Genomic DNA, 22,892 nt, shown 5'->3' with positions numbered 1-22,892 from the left:
AGGAGCTAAATTGAAGAAAGAAGACTTTTTAGAAATTTTAAGAGACTATCTTAAGAAAGGTTTTTCTGAAGATGAAGTTATGGATATATTAAGAGACTATGAAGAATACTTCGTAGATGGAATAATAGAAGGTAAAAGTGAGATGGAGATAATTCAATCTCTAGGTTCGCCAAAGGAAATTGCAAATGAACTATTAGCCGAAAGTAATATAAAAAGTGAAAATAAGGTTAAAGGGAAAGTAGAAAACTTTTTTATAGAAGCAAAAGGTAAATTTAAATCAGGATTAAATAAATTTAAAGTAAATTTAGATGATAAAGAACATGCAAAATCAAGAAAGAAAATAGAGATTTTACAAGTACTACTTACGATAATACTATTACCATTTGCATTTTTTATATTATGTTCAACTATTGGAGTGGGAATAAGTCTTATAGGCTCGTTAATTGCATTAGTTATAGGAACTCCTTTTGCAATTAGTTTAATGAAGGTAATGCAGGAAGTTAAAATGTTAATAATATTTTTATTTATAGCTTATATAGGACTTGAAATACTAATATGGCAATTATTTATTGCAGTTGTAAGATTAGAAAAAAAGCATTTAAAATATATGTAACATGGATTAAAACAAATCAATTATATATAGATGGAAGTATAAAGAAGGAAGAAATAGAAAAGTGTGATGAAATAATGGAAGGTAAGGATGGAGGAGAATTAGATGAATAAAAATCGTATAGTTACAGGTATCGGTGTAGTTCTTCTTATAACAGGTATTGTAGGTAGTATATGGTCGGGAATAGAAGTAATGCCAAAATTAATAAATGATGCTCAATCAGTACAGGAAAATTTAAATCAACATGAGATTTTATATAAAGGGCAAATAGATTTAGCTAAGTTAAATATAAATTCTAAGACTAGTAATGTAATAATAAAGAAATATGATGGAAAAGATATTATAGTTGAAAGAAGCGGAAATAAGAACTTAAGTACAATAACAACTAAAGAAGGAGCTAAAGAATTAACTGTAAATGAAGAACTTAATAACAATAATGACTTGGGCAAAAGTATAGATGATATAGTTAAATACTTTGTAGATGAATTATATACATCAAATAATTCAGATATAACAGTTTATATTCCTGATAATGTAGATATAAATGTTAATACAAATAATGGTGGATTATATATTGATAATGTTAGTGCTAATAATTTGAATTTTAAGACACAATATGGAAATATATCATTAAATGAAAATAGTAATATAAAAAGTTTAAATATAAAGTCTAATTCTGATATATCTTTAAAAGTTAGCGAGATATATTGTATAGAGAATTTAAGTATAGAATCTAATTATGTAAATATATATGAAGGAACTTTTGCAAAAGATGAATCTAAAGTTCCAGAAAATGTTAAAATATTTGCACAAGATAGCGTTGATATAGATACAAACTTACCAATAGCTAAAAATTTAGATATTACTTCAAATGAAACAGTAGATTTAAATTTACCTATATTAGATTATAAATTTAATTTTGACATAAAAACTTCAAATAGTATATCTTTTGATGATTATAGTGTAAATAAATATTTAGGTACTTCTTTAGAAAAATATTTTAACTTTAATGATAATGAATATACATTTAGTGAAAGAAGCTTTAAAGGATTGATAAATGAAGCGCTTATAAATAATCCTACAGAATACTTTGTTAATATAAGAAGTTCAAATGTAAATTTTAATTAATATTTTATATAAATAATTGTTACACAATCTAAAAATGGGGGTATATAAAGTTATATAAATTTAATTGGAGGTAAAATATTATGAACAAAGATCAAAAATTATGTTACTGCTTTAATGTAACAGTAGGGGATATAGAAAAAGCTATAAATGAAGGTGCAGATTCTTTAGATGCAGTTAAACAAGCTACAAAAGCTGGCGGTGGATGTGGTAGATGTAGTGCCAATGTAGAAAAAGCAACTTTAGAATTATTAAAAGAAAATAACTAATTATATAAATAACCTGTCATAAAATATGACAGGTTATTTTGTTTAATTAATATTCAATTTTAATATCTTCTTATTTATACAGTTATTATTATTGAAAAGGTGACTGCTTAGCATATAGATTTAAATTTGTTAATACAACGATAGTAAACTTACACATATTTATAAAGTTAATTATTTAATTTTAAAAAGTATAAAAATAGTTGCAATAACAACTAAATAATAGTATACTAAAAGTAGTTGGCTAAACAACTATTTTTGTTTGGGGATGTAAGTATGCATATACTTAAGGAGGGAGAAATGATAAATAACGAAAGAGAGCTTATTGGAAGATATATATCTCAAATTCATAGAAAAGGAAGCTCTTTTATAACTAAAGAAATTTCTAAATTTGGAATTGGATCAGGACAAATAATGTTTTTGATGCAATTATATAAAAAAGATGGTATTAGTCAAGAAGAATTATCCGAAAATTTAAAGATAGATAAAGGTACCACTTGTAGAGCTATAAAAAAGCTTGAAGAAGAAGAATTTTTAATTAGAGTTAAAGATGAAAATGACAAAAGAGCTTATAAATTATATTTAACTGAAAAGTCAAAAGATATGGAAAAAAATATCAAAAGCGTATTATATGAATGGGAAAAAAATATCTCAAAAGAACTTTTACAAGAAGAAGTAGATGTTTTACTTACAGTATTAAAAAAGATATGTATAAGTCAAAATATTAAATAGGAGGTTAAAAATGAAAGATAATCAACAAATTTTAGGTACAGAACCTATAGGAAAATTGCTAATAAAGTATTCTGTTCCAGCAATAATAGGTATGATAGTAAATGGATTATATAATGTAGTAGATAGAATATTTATAGGAAATATTCCAGGCGTTGGACCACTTGCTATAGCTGGATTAGGTGTTACTACGCCTATTATGACTATAGTATTAGCATTTGGGATGTTAATAGGTGTAGGTACTGCAACAAATATATCTATAAAATTAGGTCAAGGTAAAAAAGACGAAGCAGAAAATTTAATAGGAAATGCAATAATGTTAACTATAATAATAGGTTTATTAATATCTGTTCTTGGATTAATATTTGGAAATCAAATATTACATCTATTTGGAGCTAGTGAAGGTAGCTTACCTTATGCAAAAGCTTATATAAACATAATATTATTAGGTTGCGTATTTAATTTAATGGGAATGACTTTTAATAACCTTATAAGAGGAGATGGTAACCCAAGACTTTCTGCAACAATAATGGTTGTTGGATGTTTTACAAATATAGTATTAGATGCTTTATTTATAATGTATTTTAATATGGGAATACAAGGTGCAGCAATTGCTACTATAACATCTCAATTTATAACTAGTATATGGGGATTATCTTATTATTTAAGAGGTAAATCTAACTTACAGTTTAGAACGTCTAGCTTGAAATTAAAGAAATCTTTAGTAATTGCTATATTTGCAATAGGATGTGCACCATTTGCAATGCAAATAGCTGCAAGTTGTGTTCAAGTAATATGTAATAATTCACTTAGAACATATGGAGGAGATTTAGCTATAGGTGCTATGGCAACTATAAACTCTATAATAATGATGGTAGGTATGCCAATCATTGGTATAAGTCAAGGAGCTCAACCGATAGTAGGATTTAACTATGGTGCTAAAAAGTATGATAGAGCTCATAAGACTCTTAAATTATGTGTAGCAGCTGCAACAATAGGATTATCTATTGGATGGTTAATAGTTCAATTAATGCCAGGGCCAATAGTAAGTATGTTTAATAGTGATGCAGAGCTTGTAAGTATATCAGTAGATGGAATTAGAAAATATTTAAGTATGATGCCGTTAATAGGGGTATCAATGATAGGTTCAAATTATTTCCAAGCAATTGGTAAAGCTAAACATGCTATGGTTTTAAGCTTACTTAGACAGGTAATATTATTAGTTCCTATGATGTTAGTATTACCAAAACTATTAGGATTAAATGGTGTTTGGTTTGCTCAACCAATAGCAGACGTTATATCATTTACAGTAACTGCAATACTATTAGTTAAAGAAGTTAAATCACATAATGTAGAAACAAATGATGAAGTAGAACTAAATGATGAAATAGAAGCAGAGATTATATCGTTAGATTTATAATTTGCTGATGATATAATTTATATATTTGAAATATTAAATTGAGTAGGAGTATTACTCCTACTTTTTTTGCGTTTAAAGATATTATAATGCTTAAAAATGTATTCACTTTTATTATTGGTATATTTGTTGATTTAGTTATAAAAGCATCTGATTTAATTTTTATTGGTAAAACTAAGTAAAATACATAATTAAAATATAGCTTTAGAATATATATATATAAATAGATTTATAAAGGAGAAGAGTATGAGTATAGTAAAGAGAAATGGGATTAATTTTAGAGAATTAGTTTTAGTAGATAAAATAAAAGAATGTGATGATATAATTTCTTTTTATTTTAAAGATAAGGACAACAAAGCCTTAACAAAGCATAAGCCAGGTCAATTTTTACCTTTTCAAATACAAACAGAGGAGCCTAAATATAAAGGGGTTATGAGAACTTATAGTTTATCAATGGTTCCAAATGAAAACATGTATAGAATAAGTGTAAAGAAAATAGAAAACGGATTAATAAGTTCTTATCTACATGATAATTTAGAAATAGGTGATATAATAGAGGCAATGGAGCCTGCTGGAGTTTTCACTATTAAAGAAAGTTCTAAAAATAGACCATTAGTTTTAATATCAGCAGGAATAGGAATTACTCCACTACTTTCAATGCTTTATGAAGAATCTAAGAAAAGAGATAATATATACTTTGTTCAAGCTGTTCAAAATTCATTAATACATCCTTTTAAAAATGATGTATTAATGATATGTAAGTATAAAAATTTAAGTAATACAGTTTTTTATTCAAATCCTTTAAAAGATGATAAAGAAGGCATAGATTATGATTTTACTGGTCGTATAAATAAGGAATGGATAAGAAATAATTTACCTTTAGATGGAGATTTTTATTTCTGTGGACCACCTGCATTTATGAAAGCTCTTAAAAGTAATCTAATTGATTTAGGTGTTAAAGAAGAGTCTATATATTATGAGTTATTTAGTTAAATATAGATATTATAATAAAAAACTATATCAGATTTAGTCAAAATATATATAAATACAAAAATAGTGTTTCAAAAATGAAGTATTTCGCCCACGCGTCGCTCAAGAGAAGCGAAGTTTTATTATTGAAAAATTTAACTAGCACAACGAGTTAATTTTAGTTATTAGTTAATAAATTTTCCACTTATAATGAAATTATTGTATGGAAACATAATTAATATAAGTATTTAATTTTTTTATAAAGAAGGTGTTGCTTTTGAAAAAATCTATATCTATTTTACTTATATTATCTTTATGTATTTCCTTACATGGTTGTTCTAAAGTCAGTACAAATATTTATAATGGTATAAATAATAAAAAACTAGAAAATAAAGCGACTAGTTTAGATAATACTTGTATAAACTGGTTCTTTATACCCAATAATGAATTTAGAACACCTGAGATTAATGATAAGTTAAATTTTAAATTAAGTGATTATGATGCCATTTATAATGGTCCTAAAACACCAAATATTAAATCGTTGTATTTAACTTTTGATGAGGGGTATGAAAATGGATATACTGAACAAATTTTAGATGTGTTAAAAGAAAAGAATGTAAAGGCTATTTTCTTTGTTACTTCTCATTATATTGTTTATTCTCCTGATACTGTAAAGCGAATGGTAGATGAAGGGCATATTGTAGCTAATCATACTAATCATCATTATTCAATGCCAAGTGTTACTTATTCTACTGATGTTTTTAATAAAGAACTTACTGATGTTGAAAATAAATTTAAAGAACTAACGGGAAAGGATATTCCTAAGTTTTTTAGACCTCCTATGGGGCAGTATTCTGAAAAAAGTTTAGCCATGACTAAAGATTTAGGTTATAAGACTGTGTTTTGGAGTTTTGCTTATGGAGATTATGAACCTAGTAATCAGCCTTCACCACAAGAAGCTAAAAAACACATATTAGGACACCTTCATGATGGTTCTATATTACTTTTACATGCTATATCTAAAACTAATGCAGATATACTTGGTGAAGTTATAGATGAAGCAAGAAAATCTGGATATGAATTTTATTTATTGCCTTAAATAAGATTTAAAATATGAATAAATTTTTCTAGATTATAAAATTATTTTATTATTTATGCTACTTTTAAACAATAAAATAATTTTACTTAATGAAGTATTATTATTAAAGCATATATATTATAAAAACTTTAATAATGACAGATTTAATATTTATTAAAAATACCCTGTCAAAAAACGCGACAGGGTATTTTACTACCTTGAATTATAAAAATTAAAAGTTTATCATTAACGAAGCTTTTCTCTAAATTTAAGATCAAATAACCAAGGATGAACTCCAATACGAGATGCAATTTGTGCATCACTTTCACCAGGATATACTTTATAAATATTATCATCAATCAAAAGTTCAGCCGCAAAAATATAAGCTTGACGCTCATATTTATTTTTAATATAAGAACCACTCAACCCACGACAAGCAAAAGCATTAATACCCTTATGAAGAAAATAATGAGCAAGTTCGTGAGCAGCAGTCATTATTTTTTCTTCATAGCATAAATTACTATTTATATAGATTATTGGATAATTATCTTTTACTTGAAAAAATCCGTTAATACTATTATGTAGCGGATAAATAACTAAAGTAATATCTAAAATATCAATTATTTCAAAAGGATTGTTAGTACCAAATTTTGATATTACTTCCTTAACTTTATTCCTTATAAACATAAAAAATATATCCCCCTAAGTTCGCTAAACTATATATTATTGTCCCTTTTTTGTTTTTGTTTAACTAATGATAAGCCAACCTCCATAGCTGTAAGTAAGCTTTCAATTGCTTCTTTACACATTGGTTCACCATCAAATAAAATAGTTTCATCAGTAGATAAATCACATTTAATCTTTTCTAATGAATTTTTTATATCAATTTTATCTTGTTTAGTTAAAGTAAATTTATCGTTTGTATGACCATGTAAATAATCAGTAGATACATTAAATAATTTAGCAAATTGACTTATAGTCTCTCTTTTTGGTTCTCTTAAATTATTTTCATATCTAGATATAGTTACTTTGGTTGTATTTAATTTTTGGGCAACTTGTTCAAGGGTGTATCCCTTTTCTTTTCTTAAATCTTTTAATCTCTCACCTAAAGTTTTCATATATTCACCACCTTTATTATATTTTAAATTAACCCTATATTATAGTAATTGAACTTAATAATAAACGTATGTAATATACCTCAAATCAATACTCATCTTAGAACTCATAAAATAGATATTGATTAAAGTTACAAACTTTTATAAGTTCGACTACTAAATCTAACCTTTGTTGTAGTAATCGTAATTTAATTATAGCTTAAAAATGTGATAAATAGTATATAAAATGTATTAAAATGGTTATATTTTATCCATTAAATTACCAAAATTTAAAAAAAGTAACCAAAAAACATAAAAAACTCTTGATTTGTAACCAAAATTTGTTATATACTTAAATCAAGATAAGTAACCAAAAGTTTAATAAAAAGGGGGAAGAGTATGAATAATTTAAAATTTACAAGAAAAAGTAGAAGACTAACTCAAAAAGAATTAGCACATTTACTTCATATGTCAACATCAACGTATATAAAAAAAGAAAAGAATTTAGATTACTTTAAAGTATATGAAGCAATAGAAGTTGCTAACATACTACAAAGTGATATAAATTACTTATTTAAAGAATAAAATTCACTTCGTTTGAAATGATTTGTCGACACATTGGTTCAAGCAAAGGATATGCTAAAAATGATTCGATTATATGTCGCTTAAGCAAAGGTGATTTTTTATTTAAATTCAAGTTACCAAAGATAATAAAAATATAAAAAGTAACCACATATAGGAGGTAAAAATGGAAAGTTTAAAGTTATTTAGAAATGATTTATTTGGGGATATTTTAGTAATAGTTAAAAATAACAAAGAATACTTTGATGCAAATAGTATAGCTAATGTATTAGGATACTCAAATCCTAGGGATGCAATAATTAGACATTGTAAAGAAGAAGGTATAATAATTCATGAAGTAGGGGTTACTTCTAAAACTAGAAATGGAGCAAGTTTAAAAACTCAAATGTATAAAAAGAAGTTTATTGATGAAGGAAACTTATACAGATTAATAATGAAGTCAAAATTAAAAAGTGCGTGTAAATTTGAAAGATGGGTATGTGATGAAGTTATTCCTTCAATTAGAAAGCATGGTGCATATATAGAAAAAAATCTTATAGATGAAATGTTAGAAAATCCAGATTTAATAATATCTTTAGCTCAAAGATTAAAAAATGAAAGATTAAAAGTAAATGCATTAAATAAAGTAATAATTGAAAATGAAGAATATATGAATTTAGGTAAAATAATAGAAGATACAGAGGGAGCTATAACAATAGGTCAATATGCAAAAATAATAAGCAATAAAACTAATATGGGAAGAAATAGATTGTATAAATGGTTTAGGGAGAATGGATATTTTATAAGTAAGGGTGATGATAAAAATACTCCTAAGCAAATTTATATTGAAAGTGGATTATTTAAGTTACATGAAAAAGTAGTTAAAACTGAAAATGGAGAAATTCTTTCTACAAAGCCACTTATAACAGGGAAAGGGCAAAAATATTTTATAGATAAAATACTTGAAAGTGGATATTTACATTAATTTTAAGTATGCTCGATGATAATGTATAAGCTTTTCTCAAAGCTTAAAAATTAGCGCCAACGATATATTCTTGTTTTTACTTTGAGCAAGGTGTTGGCTAAGTATTTTGGATATATCCGTTGCTTAAAATTCGCTTTGCTCATAGCGCCAACGATAAATCCGTTGCTTAAAATTCGCTTTGCTCATAGCGCCAACGATAAATCCGTTGCTTAAAATTCGCTTTGCTCATAGCGCCAACGATAAATCCGTTGCTTAAAATTCGCTTTGCTCATAGCGCCAATCTATAAAATTNAATATAAAGATATAGATATCTCATAGCGCCAACGATAAATCCGTTGCTCAAATGTGGGTTTAGCTTATACATTTAATCTTTACTAGGGTAATTTTACTAAACATATTGAAATTACTATATAAAGTTTTTGAACTATAAAAATATAGTTTACTAGGCGCTAGTGTTTTCAATAATCACATTTAACTAGCACAACGAGTTAGATTAGTTAAAAACTTTGTTTATTATTTTTAATAGATTAATAATGAATATGAAATATTTAAGATATTAGATTAAATAGGGGGATTATATGAGAAAATATTTAGATGCAAATATAGAATATAACACTTTAAATATGCCAAAGGAAACTTGGTTAAAACTAAGAAAAAATGGAATTGGGGGTAGTGATGCAAGTAGCATATTAAATTTAAATCCATATAGAAGTAGTGTAAATGTATATATGGAAAAAATAGATGAAAATATAGAAATCAAAACTAATATGAAAATGATTTTAGGTAAAAAATTAGAAGACTTTGTAGCTAAAGAATTTTGTAACCAAACAGGTAAAAAGGTAAGAAACTTAAATGGAATGCTTAGGAATCACAAGTATCCTTATGCCATAGCAAATTTAGATAAGGTAGTTGTTTCAGAAAATGCATTTTTAGAATGTGTGGTAACTAATAGTTATTGTAAAAAAGAATGGAGTGAAGAAGTTCCAATACATTACCAAATACAGTGTTATCACTATATGGCTGTAACAGGAGCAAGTCATTGTTATGTATGTGCATTAATTGGTAATGAAGAAATTAAAATATATAAATTAGACAGAGATCAAGAGCTTATTGATTATATTATGGAAAAGGAAGAAGAGTTTTGGAATAAATACATATTAGGAGAGGATATACCACTTCCTGATGGAAGCGAGGATTATTCTAAATTTCTTAAAAATAGATATAAAAATATAGAAAAAAAGCCATTAAATTTATTTATAGAAAGTAAGAAACTTTCAAAGCTAGATACTTTAAATGATATGTTAAAGGAAATAAAATTAGAAAAAAGTAAAATAGAACAAGAAATACAACAGGAAATGAAAGATCATGAAGTGGCTTTTATTGGGGATAGAAAAATAACTTGGAAGTGGCAAAGTAGAAATACAATAGATTCTAAGAGATTAAAAGAAGATTTTCCAGATATAGTTAAAGACTATATGAAAACGACAGAAACTAGGGTATTTAAAGTGAATTAAAATGTTTAAATTTATATTATTTAAGTTAAATTAAGGGGGACATTATGGCTATATTTAGAAAACTACACACCGCCTTTTGGCAAGATGCAAAGGTTATAGAAGAATTAACACCAGAAGATAAATTTTTCTTTATATATTTATTAACTAATCCAGCAACAACTCAAATTGGAATATATCAAATAACTAAAAAGCAAATGAGTTTTGAACTTGGATATTCAATAGAAAGTATAAACTCTTTGATGGATAGATTTGAAAATCACCACAAACTTATAAAGTACAATACCTATACTCGTGAGATTGCGCTAAAAAATTGGGGAAAATACAATTTAGATAGAAGTGGTAAGCCAATGCTTGATTGTGTTAAAAAAGAATTAGAGGAAGTTTCAGATATATCTCTTATAGAATATGTCAGCAAAGGTATTAAAAAAGAAGATATAAAAGATATATTTAAAAGTTATCTAAATAAGGAAAATAGTAATGATATAGAGGATTTATGCGAAATTAATAAAACAAATAACGATACGTATAACGAGTCGTATACCGATAGGTTTAAAAATTTAGGACAAGAAGAAGAAAAAGATAAAGAAGAATATAAAGAAGAAGATATAGATAAAGAAAAAGATTTAAAATCATCCAATGTAAGTAAGTATGCAAAATTATATGAACAAAACATTGGACTTATAAATGGAGTAGCTTATGAGTGGATAATTAATATAAGTGAAGAGATAGATTTAAAGCTTTTTAAAAAAGCCATAGAAATAGCAACAGACAAGGGAAAATGCAACAAAGGCTACATTGGTGGAATTATAAGACAATGGCTAAATAACAATATAAAAACTTATGATGATTTAAAAGCATATGAATTAAACCAAGGGGGACAATTAAATGATAGAAAATCTAAATATGCCAGAGAATATGAAAATGAGGATGAGTCAACTTATCAAAAGCCTACCGAAGAACAACTTAGAAGGGTCAGAGAGCTACTTGAAAGTAACTAAAAATACAGGGCTAGATAGTAAGAATATATTAAAATCAGAGGAAGATGAAATAGTAGAATATAAATGTTTAAAGTGTAGAGATTTAAGATTTATATTAAAAGATAATGAAGCGATACCATGTACTTGTAAGGGTGTTCGTGAAGCTGAGGAAATATTATTAAATAGTGGTATAAGCGAAGAATTTAGAAAAAAGAATTTCGATAATTTTGATTACTCATACAATATGGAAGTATGTGAAGCATTTAGTAAAGCCAAGGAATATGTAAAAAACTTTGATAAGTCTTGTAAAAATAAGTCTATAATATTTGTTGGACAAGTTGGAAGTGGTAAAACACATTTGTCTATGGCAATAGCCAACTCTCTTATGGAAAAGGGAGTTGGAGTATTGTATATGCCTTACAGAGATAATATTATAAGTCTTAAGCAAAATATGATGGATGAGGAGTATTACAGAAAGGTTATGAATAAGTTTAAGAGAGCTAAGGTGCTTTTGATTGATGATTTGTTTAAGGGTAGTATTAGTGGGAGTGATGTTAATATTATATTTGAGATTATTAATTATAGGTATTTAAATGGGTTGCCTGTTATTGTTAGTTGTGAGAAGAGTATTGATGAGATTGTTAGTATTGATGAGGCGATTGGTAGCAGGCTTTATGAGATGAGTTGTGGGTATGTGGTAGGTTTTAATGGGAGGAGGTTAAATTATAGGATGTATGGGAAAAGCTAGTCAGTTTGACTAGCTTTTTTGGGTGTCGTGAAAACCGACGGGGTATATTTATACAGTTTATTCAAATTAAAAATATACTGACATGTTAATCATATAGTAAAATTTTAGTGAATATATACTAAACTTATGCAAAACTTTACATTTAATAACTTTTATATGATATAATACAACAGAAGAAGCTACAATCTATGAGTGGTGGTTTCATATAGTCCTAGTTCCTACAGTAAGTAGGAAGGAGGTGTATTCTATATGGAGCTGATAATTGATTTTATTATTGGAGCTATAAGCTCTGTATGTATTGGTTTGATTACTAATTACATATATGATAAAATAAAAAACCACTCTTCTAGTGCCAATAGAAAAAGTGGTTTAGAATTTGAATTTAAAGTGAAGTTCAAATTCTCTAAAAAATAGTCTATACTAGAAACCACTACTCTATCCCACTAGATTGTAGTTTCTTTTTTGATTTAATCTATATCTATATTATACTACATAAACTAAAAAAATAAACTAAAAAGTTAAATTTATAATTTATTTATCTTAAATATAAAATAAAAGTAAGTTAATAAAACTAGCTTTTAAAGTAGGCGTCGGGAAAACCGACAGTGTATATTTATAGCTTTAACAAGGCATTACAAATATTTTTAGCAACAACATAACAATAATCATAACTAGAACAAACATCCTCAACAATAGAATTAGAAATAAAATCAATCTCAACTAGCATAGCCGGCATCTTGCTTTTTTTCAAAACAGTAAAGCTCTTAGAAACCTTAACACCTCTATTAGGAGTATTCAAAGCCTTAGACAAACTATCACAAACACTTTGAGAAGTATTATAAAGCCTACTAGACTTATCATAAACCCAAACCTCACAACCACGAGCATTTCTATTAGAAAAAGAATTCATATGTAAACTAATAAAATAATCACAATTATACCTATTAGCTTTATTTGTTCTATAACTTAAAGAATAATAAGTATCATCAATTCTTGTAGTTATAACCGTATGCCCATAACTTTCCAGCATAGATTTTAAAATTAAACCAATCTTTAAAACAACATTACTTTCAAAAGTACCATTAAATGAAACCGCACCACTATCCTTACCACCATGGCCAAAGTCTAAGTAAAATTTCATCAACTATCACCTCATACTTATAATATTTTTAGATAATTCATTAATACTATCAGTTAAAGTCTGAAGCTTTCCCTCAATACGAATTAGTAAATACATACTAAGAGCAATTGGAAAACCAACAGAAGCTATAATATTTTGTATATCTGAATTCATAAATTTCCTCCTTATATAACAAAAGGCCAAGCATAAACTTGACCTTTAAATCTTTTATATAACTAAATCGTAGCCAGTAGTGTCTGTAACAACCACCTTTGCACTAACAGATTTAAAAATATCAGAACCACCTGGGGCAAATATGTTTTTAGAAACTACTAAATCCATAGCAGTTTTTATTTCTTCTTCAGTTATATCCTCTCTTGGGTCATCTATTGATAAAGAAACTGATTTGTCATCAGTAGTTTTGAAAGTCATAATTAATCTTTTGCTAACATTAGTATCCATAATATATTCCTCCTAAAATTTTATAAAAGTGTAGTGTTATCTATTTTTGCTGTTTCTAAAACAGTATACTCTTGTAGAGCCATTAAGCTTTCGGCAACGTCATATATATCTTGAGCTGCTGCATCATGTTTTAGGTTTGAGAAAGTTTTACTTTTAGTTTTGGTTTTACCATCAACCATTCCTAAATCTAATTTTATTCTTAAACTTGAAGGGTTTTTAGCTTCTGTAATTGCCATTTACCCCACCTCCTTTTAAATTTTTTAGATTTATTAGCTAAATCTTAAGTTAAGTATATTTGATAAGGGTTATTAAAATATAGTAAAGAAGTTTACAAATTTTTGACAAAGGTAAAGGTAGTAAAGATATTGAAATATTAAGGTATGGAGGTGGTTTTATGATTAATAAGTTGACTATTGATGACGTGCCTGAGAATTTAAAGAGTGTGGTTTTGGCTATTGGTATTGATGCTTTTAGAAGTCTTATTAAGTGTGCTGGTGGGACTAGTATTTATCTTCCTAGTGAAAGGTGTATAACTAAGCCTGTTAGGGATAGGGTTATTAGGGAAAGTTTTTGCGGTGATTATAAGAAGATGGCGAGAAGGTTTGGTATTAGTGTGGTTAGAGTTAGGAGGATTGTTGGTGAAAAGAGTTAAACCGTTGGGATATATCCAACGGTTTTATTTATTGCAATTATTTTTAGAAATCAGTACTTTACCATAATTTAACATAAGTTTATAATTGAATTATTGACTATAATAGAAATAATGAAATAATCTAAAAAAGCAATATAAGGGAGACAAAAATGAAGAAAGGATTATTAAACTATGTAACTATTATAATTATACTCATGATAATTATTCTAAATAGTACAACTTCAATATATGCATATAATATTTTAGGAAATAATGATAAAACATTGGATATATTAATTATAAACTCGTATGATTCTAAAAATGAATGGGAAAATCATATAATTACTGGATTTGAAGAAAAGCTGAAAGAAATAAAGCCAAAAGACTTAAGTCTAAATATAGATTTAGAATATCTAGATATAAGAAAACGAAATGATAAAGCTTATTTAGATTCTTTTAATGACTTATTGAATAAAAAGTATCAATATAAAGATATAGATATAGTATTTGCTATAGATGATGGAGCATTTGAATTTGTAAAATCAAAAGTACTAAATTCACAAAGTGTGTTATATCATAAGCAAATATTATTTACAGGAGTAAATAATCCTGTTGAACTTACAGGAGAATATAAAAAATACATAACCGGGATATTACAAGCTAATACAGATCAATTATTTAATTTGATATTATATCTTCAACCTAATATTGATACCATAAATATTATAATTGATGAATTTATTTATTCAAATGTAATAAAGAAAAGAGTAGAATCATCTAAATCTTTATTTTTTAGACCTGTAAAAATTAATTTTATACAATCTAATTATATTGAAGATATACAAAATAAGTTAAAAAAAATTAATGATAAAAATCAAGCTATTGTTCTTACAGGGACGTTTATGTATAAAAGTAATAAATCACATGTAAAATTAAAAGACATTGTTAATGATATAAAAACAATAACTGACAATCCTATATATACAAATAACTATGCATATGTTTTTAATGGTGTAATAGGAGGATTTGTAGATATAGGAGAACATCAAGGTAGTTATGTTGCTAAAGAAATATGTAATATATTAGAGGGAAATAAAATAGAAGAGGGAATATTACCAAAGTCTAGTGGAATGTATATATTTGATTATAAACAAATATATGACTATAATATAGATATTTTAAAAATGCCAAAAGATAGTAAATTATTAAATAAACCAAAATATGCACTTTTATTACCTAAGCCACTTAAGATAACAGTATGTATAGTATTTAGTTTATTGATTTTAATAGTAGTTTATGTAGTATATAAATTTATAATAGAAATAAAAAAATCAAATAAAAATAAAAAACTTTATGAAAGAGCAAAAGAAAGGGAACAATTAAAAACTGACTTTATAGTAAATATGAGTCATGAACTTAGAACTCCATTAAATGTTATATTAAGTACAAGCAAGGTAGCAGAACTTAAAATAAATACTAATAACTATGATAATAAATATCTATTAGGTAAATTAGAACAAATAAATAAAAATTCAAACAGATTATTAAAGTTAGTTAATAATCTTATAGATATAACTAAGTTTGAACAGGGAGTCTATGAAATAAATTTAGAAAATATAAATATAGTAGAAGTTGTAGAGGATATAGTTTTAGCTAGTGTTGATTATGCAACATATAAAAATATCGACTTAGTATTTGATACAGAAGAAGAAGAAATAATAACCGCAATAGATAAGGATAAAATAGAAAGGGTTATACTTAATCTTTTATCTAATGCAATAAAATTTACACACAAAGGTGGATCAATTTATGTATATATAAAAAGGGAAAATGATAAAGTTTTTATAAGCGTAGAAGATAATGGAATGGGAATACCAAAAGATAAAATAAATGAAATTTTTAATAGATTTTATCAAGTTTCGGATACATTAAAGAAACATGAAGAAGGAAGTGGTATAGGTCTTTGTATAGTTGAAGAAATAGTAGACCTTCACGGTGGAAAAATTAATGTATATAGTGAAGTAAATAAAGGTAGTAAATTTGAAATTATATTACCTATATATATGGTAGAAGAAAACTTTAAAAACTTACAAATAAAAGATATACAACAAATTGTAAAACTTGAAATGTCAGATGTAGATACAAAAGAAAATTAATGTTACATAAAAGGATACTATAAAATGGTATCCTTTTATGTTTAAGGATATTATAATACTTAAAAAATGTAAATAACTTCTTAATATAAGTAATATCAATAAATTATTTTTAAGTGTATAAAAGAGTTTGAGTATTGTATAAAGTAATTGGATACATAAAAAATGGTGATAACACATGATTTAAAGTGTTTTGATGATATTTAACTTAGGTTTAGTGAAACTTTTATAAACTTTTTAATCCATTTTTGTAAGTTAATGAAGTAAATTTGTATCTATATAAACAGTTATATTGTGTATACTAGCAAATTTAGTTATAATTATAGTAATATTAATTATATTATAGGAGATTAGTATGAGTAAAGCTAAGAGTATAAAAGGCAATGTAATATATGAAGATGGTTTTTTTATGGGCGAAAAAGACATAAAAATTTATTACAAAAGCTATGAAGTAGAAGATAGTGAAGATGTAATTGTTATATCTCATGGATTTTGTGAAAGTAGTGAAAAATATAGAGAACTTATAAAAATATTTAATAAAAATGATTATTCTGTATATATAATAGACCACAGAGGACATGGTAAATCAGGAAGACTTGGAATAGATAATAGTCAAGTGAATGTTGAAGATTTTAACTATTATGTTAAGGATTTAAAGACATTTTTAGATAGTATAGTTGTTCCTAATTTGAATGATAGAAAATTATATTTATTTTCACATTCTATGGGAGGTGCTATCGGAGCTTTATTTTTAGAAAAATATAATAATTATTTTGAAAAAGCAATTTTAAACTGTCCTATGATGGAAATAGATACTGGTAAGTATCCTAAAATAGTTTCAAAGATAGTAGCAAAAGTATTTTGTACAATAGGTATGGGTGATAAATACTTATTTGGACATGGGCCATTTAATTGTAAGCCAGATTTTAGAAACGCTGCAACTAGCTCACAAAAAAGATATGATTCATATTTTAATAAACAATTACAACACAAAGAGTTACAAACTTCAGGTGGTTCTTTTAACTGGTTAAATCAAGCATTTAAAGGTATTAAAGAACTTTTAAAATCAGAAAATATAAAAAATATAAAGGCAGATGTGCTTTTATTCCAAGCAGGAAAAGATACATTTGTAAAGCCTGAAGGTCATAATAAATTTTTATCCGTAGCTAAAAATTGCGAATTTATAAAATTTGAAGATGCAAAACATGAAATATACATAGAAAAAGATGAAATATTTAATCCTTATATTGAAAAAGTTTTGGAATTTTACAATAAATAAAATAAAGAGTAGAAAAAATTTATATTGTATAAAACTATTAGAAATTTATAGACAAATATTAGAATATATAAAAATACCAATAACTTATATATTTTTTATTATAGTAATAGAACTTAATAATAAACATACGTAATATATATCAAATCAATACTTGTTTAAGAACTAATCTGTTGTGCTAGTTATTTTACTAAACATATTGAAATTGCTATATAAAGTTTTTGAATTATAAAAGTATAGTTTACTAGACTTTAGTATTTTCAATAATCATGTTTAACTAGCACAATGAGTGAACTAATCAAATAGATATTGATTAAATTTACAAACTTTTATAAGTTTGAGTACTATTTAAAAGCCTCAATAATTTATCGAGGCTTTTAAATAGAGATTTTTTAATTAGAAACTAGTACAGTACTTTTAATTATATCAACAATTTCACTTGGATGGTCAATTACATACTTAGGATTAAAATCCTCAAGCTCTTTACGATCTCTATATCCCCAAGTAACACCAACAGAATCCATACCAGCGCTAATACCAGTTTTCATATCTGTATTAGTATCGCCAATGTATAGACATTCACAAGGATTTACATCTAAATCATTAGCTGTAATAATAGCACCTTCAGGATTTGGCTTTCTCTTAATATTAGACTTTTCACCAGCTATACGATCAAAATATCCACATCCAAAAATCTTATCTACATTTTCAACTGTTTGAGCATGAGGTTTATTAGATAATACTGCTATTTTAATATTATTATTCTTTAAAAAATCTAACATATCATAGATACCGTCATAAGCTTTAACTTCATGCATACAATGGATTTTAAAATACTCCATATAAGTAATTAGAGCATCTTCATAATTTTCTAAATTAGTATCACCACAATGAATTAAAGCTCTTTCAATTAATTTTTTATACCCATCACCGATAAGTATTTTATAAGTATCTTCATCAATAGGACCTAAGTTATATTTCCTTAGAGTTAAATTACAACTATAAGCAATAGCTTTTATTGAATTTATTAAAGTACCATCTAAATCAAAAATACAACATTTATACATCTTCATACACCCCTTATTTGATTTTTAAAAGTAAACTTTATTATTTTATTATACATTATAAAATACTTGTTGATATAAAAAATGAGTATTTTATAAGTTAAATTTAAAATTATAAATCATAAACTATAAAATAAATGAAATTGTAAAATCATAAACTAATGTAAAAAATTTTAGGAGGTGATATTGATGGAAAAACATAAAGTATTTAAAATGCTAAAAAGGAGTCAAAATCTGAAATACCGTTTAATAGTAAACTCTTTAATAGTAGGTATATTAGTTGGATTAACTATTGTAGCACACAGAATAATTATAAGTAAATTGTCACCTATATTTTTAAATATTTATAAAAAAGGTAGATATAATCTTATAATTATACCATTAATATTTTTTATACTTATATTATTAGGATATATAGTTGGAAAATGTTTAAAAAAGCAACCTATGATAAGTGGAAGTGGTATACCTCAGGTAGAAGGTATATTAATTAGAAAATTAAAAATAAATTGGTTTAGTGTATTATTTTATAAGTTTGTAGGAAGCCTTATTTGTTTATGTGCAGGGCTATCTGTGGGAAGAGAAGGACCTTCAGTTCAAATGGGAGCTTGTATAGGAGAAGGTGTATCAAAAAAATTAAAAAACTTAGATAATGAAGAAAAATATTTAATAACTAGTGGAGCAAGTGCAGGATTATCAGCTGCATTTAATGCACCATTATCAGGGGTTATGTTTGCTTTAGAAGAAATACACAAAAATTTTTCACCTTTAGTTTTAACTTCAGCAATGATAGCATCTGTAAGTGCTGATTTTGTATCAGAACAATTTTTGGGATTAACACCATCTTTGTATTTTAGGAAAGTTGAATCGCTGCCACTTAAAAATTATTGGACACTTATAATTTTAGGAATAATAATAGGTATAAGCGGAGTAATTTTCAATAAAGGAATCTTAAAAACTCAAAGTTTATTTAAAAACTCAAAATTAAGTACTGAAATGAAATGTATAATACCATTTGTAGTTACAGGAATAGTTGCTTTTATTTCTCCCATACTATTAGGAGGAGGACATGATCTTATTATAGCCCTTAAAGAGCAAAACTTTACAGTAACTGTATTATGTACTTTTATAATAGTAAAGTTTCTTTTTACATTTATTTGCTTTGGATCTGGGGTTCCAGGTGGAATATTTTTTCCGCTTTTAGTTTTAGGTGCATTAGTAGGGAATTTAGTCGGACTTTTATTTACAACTTATTTTGGAATAGACAATACATATCTTATAAATTTTATAATCTTAGCCATGGCAGGACATTTTGCATCTATAGTAAAAGCTCCAATAACCGCTATAATATTAATATCTGAAATGACAGGTTCATTAAATCATTTATTAGCCCTAGGAATTGTTGTTATCATATCTCATTTAACTTCAGATATATTAAAATCAAGTCCGATTTATGAAAGCTTACTTGAACGAATACTAGAAAAATACTCTATAAAGGATAATTTAACAGAAGGAAAAAAATTATTATTAGAGATAGCAGTTAGTATGGATAGCATATTAGTTGGAAAATATATAAAGGATATTAAATGGCCTAAAAATTGCTTAGTTGTGTCCATATTAAGAGGAGATAGTGAGTTAATACCTAATGGAGATACTGAAATAATATGTGGTGACTATTTAACTATAATGATAGATGAAGAAATATATCAAGAATTATTAGATAGCATATAAATAATATACACATAGTTTAATTTGATGTATTACTTAAATTATAATTATTGAAAATATTAGAGAATTATTTTGTCAATAAAAAGCTGTATAATAAATTAAATTTCATTATTAAGATAAGTAATACAATATATTAATTTGTATAAGATTTAAAAATAAATAGATGTATTGCATACTCTTTAATAATAATTCTACATTATAAAATACTTTTATTATTTATGGTACTTTTAAACAATACAAAATGATAACTTTATTTAATGAAGTATTTTAATTAAAACATATATAATTAAAATAAATAACTGTACCTTAATATATTGTAACTCAAAAAGGTACAGTTATTTTTATAAAACAACTATATTATTAAATTATAAACTTTATAAAGCTTGTATTTCTTCATAATTATCTATAGATTCATCTTCCTTAGCTGATTTCTTAGATAAGAATACAAAGAAAGATACACATAATATAATCTGAACAAAAGTAGATGCTGGTGTTGCTAGACCAACTTTAAATAAAGATACTGGCTCTAGTTTACTCATAAGATAAGATACAGGTATCCTTACGCAAAATGCACCTACTATACCTTGTATCATAACAAAAGTTGTTTTTCCACAACCATTAAAATATCCAACCATACAAAACATTATTGCGGTAAATAAGCAATCAATTCCATAAGATTTCATATAGTCCCAAGATGCTAAGATAACAGCTTCATCCTTAGTAAATATTTGAGAAAGTAGGTTTCCGTGGAAGAATGTAATATAAAACATCACGATTCCACAACATAGAGAAGCTGCTAAAGAATAAAGAAGAACTTTTTTAGCTCTATTATATTTTTTTGCACCATAGTTTTGAGCTACAAATGCAGATACAGCTTGAGAGAATGATAATGGTATTAGCATTATAAACCCAACAAGTTTTTGAGCTACACCCATACCTGCTGATGCAACTACTCCCATTGAATTACCTATCATCATAATTACTAAGAAAGATAAGTTCACAAGTACATCTTGTAGTGCTATTGGTGCACCATATTTAATTATTTGTGAAGTTAAATTCTTGTGAAATTTTATACTTTTTCTAGAAAATTCAAAAGGAAGACCACGTCTTCTTATTAATATTAAAGATAAAATAACACTAATTGCTTGGGCTAATACAGTAGCACAAGCAGCACCTGTTGCAGCCATTTTAAATACACCTACAAATATTAAATCACCTATTATATTTACCACACATGCTATACCAACGGTAATAAGTGGTGTTTTTGAATCTCCAAGTCCTCTAAATACTCCACCAATAACATTATAAGAAACTATAAAAATAGCACCCATAGCACATATCTTTAAATATGAAGCTGTACTATCAAACGCTTCTATTGGAACGTGCATTAAAGTTGCAATAGATGATGAAAAAATAACTACAACAATAGTTACAACAATAGCTATAATAGCAAATATGGATATACCACTTCCTACAACAATTCCAGCATCTTTTTTATTTCCTTCACCAAGTTTTTGACCTATTAATATGGTAATTCCCATAGTAAGTCCAGTTATCATTGATGTTATAGCCGTCATTACTTGACTTCCTGTTGAAACAGCAGATACATCAGCCGCGTTACCAAACTGTCCAACTATAAGTAAATCTACAGCTCCATACATTGTTTGTAAAAATAATGCCATTAGTATTGGTATTGTAAATTTTAATAAAGGCGAGAATATTTTGCCTTCTGTAAAATTAGATACTTTTGTCATATATAAACCTCCTTTTTAAAATTAAGTTTTGCACAAAACTATATATCTAGAATAACCATTAAATTTTAATATGGTTATCCTAGATTATTTCTTATTTTATCAAGTACTTTGTAAAATACGTTTATTTCTTCTAAGGTTATATTCTCAGATAATTTGTTTTCAATTGAATTAATTGCATTAGATATGTTTTTATTAAGCATAATAGCCTTTTCTGTTAAAATTATTTTTTTTAAACGAGCATCCTCTGCAACAGGAACTCTTTGGATTAAGCCGCTTTTTTCCATGTTATTCAACATAAGACTAACAGATGAACGTTTCAAATCAAATTCTTTTTCTAAATCTTTTTGGAATATATCTTTTTCTTTGCCTTCCATGTAAATAAAATCTATAACATAGGCTTGAGGAACAGTTAAATTATTATCAATAGAACTAATTACAGCAGCATCAACTTTCCTTGAAATTATATGATGTATTTTGTTAATATCAAGTCCTAGTTTAAGTTTACTTTTATCTATCACAAAAATGCCTCCTAAAATATGTTTTGCACAAAATTATAATAACTAATATATATATTTATGTCAATTATAATATCTAAATTAGGTATAGAATTAAATTATTTAAAAAAGTTAATTTA

27 protein-coding genes are annotated in these 22,892 nt (G+C 26.0%); 18 read left to right on the top strand and 9 right to left on the bottom strand.

The features are described 5' to 3' along the window. Positions 1-10: 10 nt before the first annotated feature. The 8 genes from CRIB_RS07065 (at position 11) to CRIB_RS07030 (ending at position 6,215) form a co-directional block, all read left to right on the top strand. Positions 11-613, top strand: coding sequence for a DUF1700 domain-containing protein (locus tag CRIB_RS07065; RefSeq protein WP_180701689.1), 603 nt, complete (start codon positions 11-13; stop codon positions 611-613). Then, entirely contained in the window at positions 556-723 is a 168-nt protein-coding gene (locus tag CRIB_RS07060; RefSeq protein ID WP_180701688.1) for a hypothetical protein, read from the top strand. Before CRIB_RS07065 ends, CRIB_RS07060 begins: the two co-directional genes overlap by 58 nt. Next, a complete protein-coding gene (locus CRIB_RS07055) occupies positions 716-1,738 on the top strand; it encodes a DUF4097 family beta strand repeat-containing protein (RefSeq protein WP_180701687.1) in 1,023 nt (340 codons plus the stop codon). The genes CRIB_RS07060 and CRIB_RS07055 overlap by 8 nt, the downstream gene beginning before the upstream one ends. Positions 1,739-1,818: 80 nt before the next feature. Continuing rightward, positions 1,819-2,004 (top strand): (2Fe-2S)-binding protein, encoded by a 186-nt coding sequence (locus CRIB_RS07050; RefSeq protein ID WP_180701686.1) that lies wholly within the window; start codon positions 1,819-1,821, stop codon positions 2,002-2,004. Between the two features lie 297 nt (positions 2,005-2,301). Beyond that, positions 2,302-2,733 (top strand): MarR family winged helix-turn-helix transcriptional regulator, encoded by a 432-nt coding sequence (locus CRIB_RS07045; protein WP_180701685.1) that lies wholly within the window; start codon positions 2,302-2,304, stop codon positions 2,731-2,733. 10 nt (positions 2,734-2,743) lie between these two features. Further along, positions 2,744-4,150 (top strand): MATE family efflux transporter, encoded by a 1,407-nt coding sequence (locus tag CRIB_RS07040; RefSeq protein WP_180701684.1) that lies wholly within the window; start codon positions 2,744-2,746, stop codon positions 4,148-4,150. 243 nt (positions 4,151-4,393) lie between these two features. Next, entirely contained in the window at positions 4,394-5,140 is a 747-nt protein-coding gene (locus tag CRIB_RS07035; protein ID WP_180701683.1) for an FAD-binding oxidoreductase, read from the top strand. A gap of 253 nt (positions 5,141-5,393) precedes the next feature. Continuing rightward, entirely contained in the window at positions 5,394-6,215 is an 822-nt protein-coding gene (locus tag CRIB_RS07030) for a delta-lactam-biosynthetic de-N-acetylase (RefSeq protein ID WP_180701682.1), read from the top strand. Positions 6,216-6,440: 225 nt separating this feature from the next. Here CRIB_RS07030 and CRIB_RS07025 read toward each other — a convergent pair whose 3' ends face one another. Next, positions 6,441-6,881, bottom strand: a complete 441-nt coding sequence (locus tag CRIB_RS07025) for an ImmA/IrrE family metallo-endopeptidase (protein ID WP_180701681.1) — start codon at positions 6,879-6,881, stop codon at positions 6,441-6,443. 29 nt (positions 6,882-6,910) lie between these two features. After that, positions 6,911-7,312, bottom strand: a complete 402-nt coding sequence (locus CRIB_RS07020; protein ID WP_180701680.1) for a helix-turn-helix domain-containing protein — start codon at positions 7,310-7,312, stop codon at positions 6,911-6,913. Between the two features lie 375 nt (positions 7,313-7,687). Between CRIB_RS07020 and CRIB_RS07015 the strand changes: the two genes are divergently transcribed. From CRIB_RS07015 to CRIB_RS06990, 6 genes are all read left to right on the top strand, one after another. Further along, entirely contained in the window at positions 7,688-7,873 is a 186-nt protein-coding gene (locus CRIB_RS07015) for a helix-turn-helix transcriptional regulator (protein ID WP_180701679.1), read from the top strand. 163 nt (positions 7,874-8,036) lie between these two features. After that, positions 8,037-8,834 (top strand): phage antirepressor KilAC domain-containing protein, encoded by a 798-nt coding sequence (locus CRIB_RS07010; protein WP_180701678.1) that lies wholly within the window; start codon positions 8,037-8,039, stop codon positions 8,832-8,834. Between the two features lie 578 nt (positions 8,835-9,412). Beyond that, a complete protein-coding gene (locus CRIB_RS07005) occupies positions 9,413-10,348 on the top strand; it encodes a YqaJ viral recombinase family nuclease (protein WP_180701677.1) in 936 nt (311 codons plus the stop codon). A 44-nt stretch (positions 10,349-10,392) separates the two neighbouring features. After that, on the top strand, positions 10,393-11,346 hold the full coding sequence (locus tag CRIB_RS07000) for a DnaD domain protein (RefSeq protein WP_180701676.1): 954 nt from the start codon (positions 10,393-10,395) through the stop codon (positions 11,344-11,346). Continuing rightward, positions 11,234-12,073 carry an ATP-binding protein gene (locus CRIB_RS06995; protein WP_243633483.1) on the top strand — a complete coding sequence of 280 codons (840 nt, stop codon included), beginning with the start codon at positions 11,234-11,236 and terminating at the stop codon, positions 12,071-12,073. Before CRIB_RS07000 ends, CRIB_RS06995 begins: the two co-directional genes overlap by 113 nt. Before the next feature lie 249 nt (positions 12,074-12,322). Further along, on the top strand, positions 12,323-12,487 hold the full coding sequence (locus CRIB_RS06990) for a hypothetical protein (RefSeq protein WP_180701675.1): 165 nt from the start codon (positions 12,323-12,325) through the stop codon (positions 12,485-12,487). Positions 12,488-12,686: 199 nt separating this feature from the next. On the opposite strand, the gene CRIB_RS06985 is transcribed toward CRIB_RS06990, so the two are convergent. From CRIB_RS06985 to CRIB_RS06970, 4 genes are read right to left on the bottom strand one after another with little or no spacing between them, the layout of a single operon-like run. Continuing rightward, entirely contained in the window at positions 12,687-13,214 is a 528-nt protein-coding gene (locus CRIB_RS06985) for an N-acetylmuramoyl-L-alanine amidase family protein (protein WP_180701674.1), read from the bottom strand. Between the two features lie 6 nt (positions 13,215-13,220). Continuing rightward, positions 13,221-13,367: a YvrJ family protein gene (locus tag CRIB_RS06980; protein ID WP_180701673.1), complete on the bottom strand. Its 147-nt coding sequence runs from the start codon at positions 13,365-13,367 to the stop codon at positions 13,221-13,223. Positions 13,368-13,421: 54 nt separating this feature from the next. Then, on the bottom strand, positions 13,422-13,655 hold the full coding sequence (locus CRIB_RS06975) for a DUF2922 domain-containing protein (protein WP_180701672.1): 234 nt from the start codon (positions 13,653-13,655) through the stop codon (positions 13,422-13,424). 20 nt (positions 13,656-13,675) lie between these two features. Further along, entirely contained in the window at positions 13,676-13,891 is a 216-nt protein-coding gene (locus tag CRIB_RS06970; protein ID WP_180701671.1) for a DUF1659 domain-containing protein, read from the bottom strand. 158 nt (positions 13,892-14,049) lie between these two features. On the opposite strand from CRIB_RS06970, the gene CRIB_RS06965 reads away from it, so the two are divergent. From CRIB_RS06965 to CRIB_RS06955, 3 genes are all read left to right on the top strand, one after another. Beyond that, positions 14,050-14,307 (top strand): Mor transcription activator family protein, encoded by a 258-nt coding sequence (locus tag CRIB_RS06965; RefSeq protein WP_180701670.1) that lies wholly within the window; start codon positions 14,050-14,052, stop codon positions 14,305-14,307. A gap of 149 nt (positions 14,308-14,456) precedes the next feature. Then, positions 14,457-16,442 carry a sensor histidine kinase gene (locus tag CRIB_RS06960; protein WP_180701669.1) on the top strand — a complete coding sequence of 662 codons (1,986 nt, stop codon included), beginning with the start codon at positions 14,457-14,459 and terminating at the stop codon, positions 16,440-16,442. 352 nt (positions 16,443-16,794) lie between these two features. Then, entirely contained in the window at positions 16,795-17,718 is a 924-nt protein-coding gene (locus tag CRIB_RS06955; protein ID WP_180701668.1) for an alpha/beta fold hydrolase, read from the top strand. Between the two features lie 389 nt (positions 17,719-18,107). On the opposite strand, the gene CRIB_RS06950 is transcribed toward CRIB_RS06955, so the two are convergent. Then, positions 18,108-18,782, bottom strand: a complete 675-nt coding sequence (locus tag CRIB_RS06950; RefSeq protein ID WP_180701667.1) for an HAD family hydrolase — start codon at positions 18,780-18,782, stop codon at positions 18,108-18,110. 186 nt (positions 18,783-18,968) lie between these two features. Here CRIB_RS06950 and CRIB_RS06945 point away from each other — a divergent pair, with 186 nt between their 5' ends. Further along, positions 18,969-20,507: a ClC family H(+)/Cl(-) exchange transporter gene (locus CRIB_RS06945; protein ID WP_180701666.1), complete on the top strand. Its 1,539-nt coding sequence runs from the start codon at positions 18,969-18,971 to the stop codon at positions 20,505-20,507. A gap of 371 nt (positions 20,508-20,878) precedes the next feature. Here CRIB_RS06945 and CRIB_RS06940 read toward each other — a convergent pair whose 3' ends face one another. Together CRIB_RS06940 and CRIB_RS06935 are read right to left on the bottom strand one after the other, a co-directional pair. Next, complete coding sequence (locus CRIB_RS06940; RefSeq protein WP_180701665.1) at positions 20,879-22,258, bottom strand: MATE family efflux transporter; 1,380 nt, start codon at positions 22,256-22,258, stop codon at positions 20,879-20,881. A 74-nt stretch (positions 22,259-22,332) separates the two neighbouring features. Further along, positions 22,333-22,776 carry a MarR family winged helix-turn-helix transcriptional regulator gene (locus CRIB_RS06935; protein WP_243633482.1) on the bottom strand — a complete coding sequence of 148 codons (444 nt, stop codon included), beginning with the start codon at positions 22,774-22,776 and terminating at the stop codon, positions 22,333-22,335. Between the last annotated feature and the right edge of the window lie 116 nt (positions 22,777-22,892).

The organism is Romboutsia ilealis, from assembly GCF_900015215.1.
Taxonomy (GTDB): domain Bacteria; phylum Bacillota; class Clostridia; order Peptostreptococcales; family Peptostreptococcaceae; genus Romboutsia; species Romboutsia ilealis.
The sequence above is the reverse complement of the archived record's forward strand: the minus strand, read 5'-3'. Positions and strand labels throughout refer to the sequence as shown.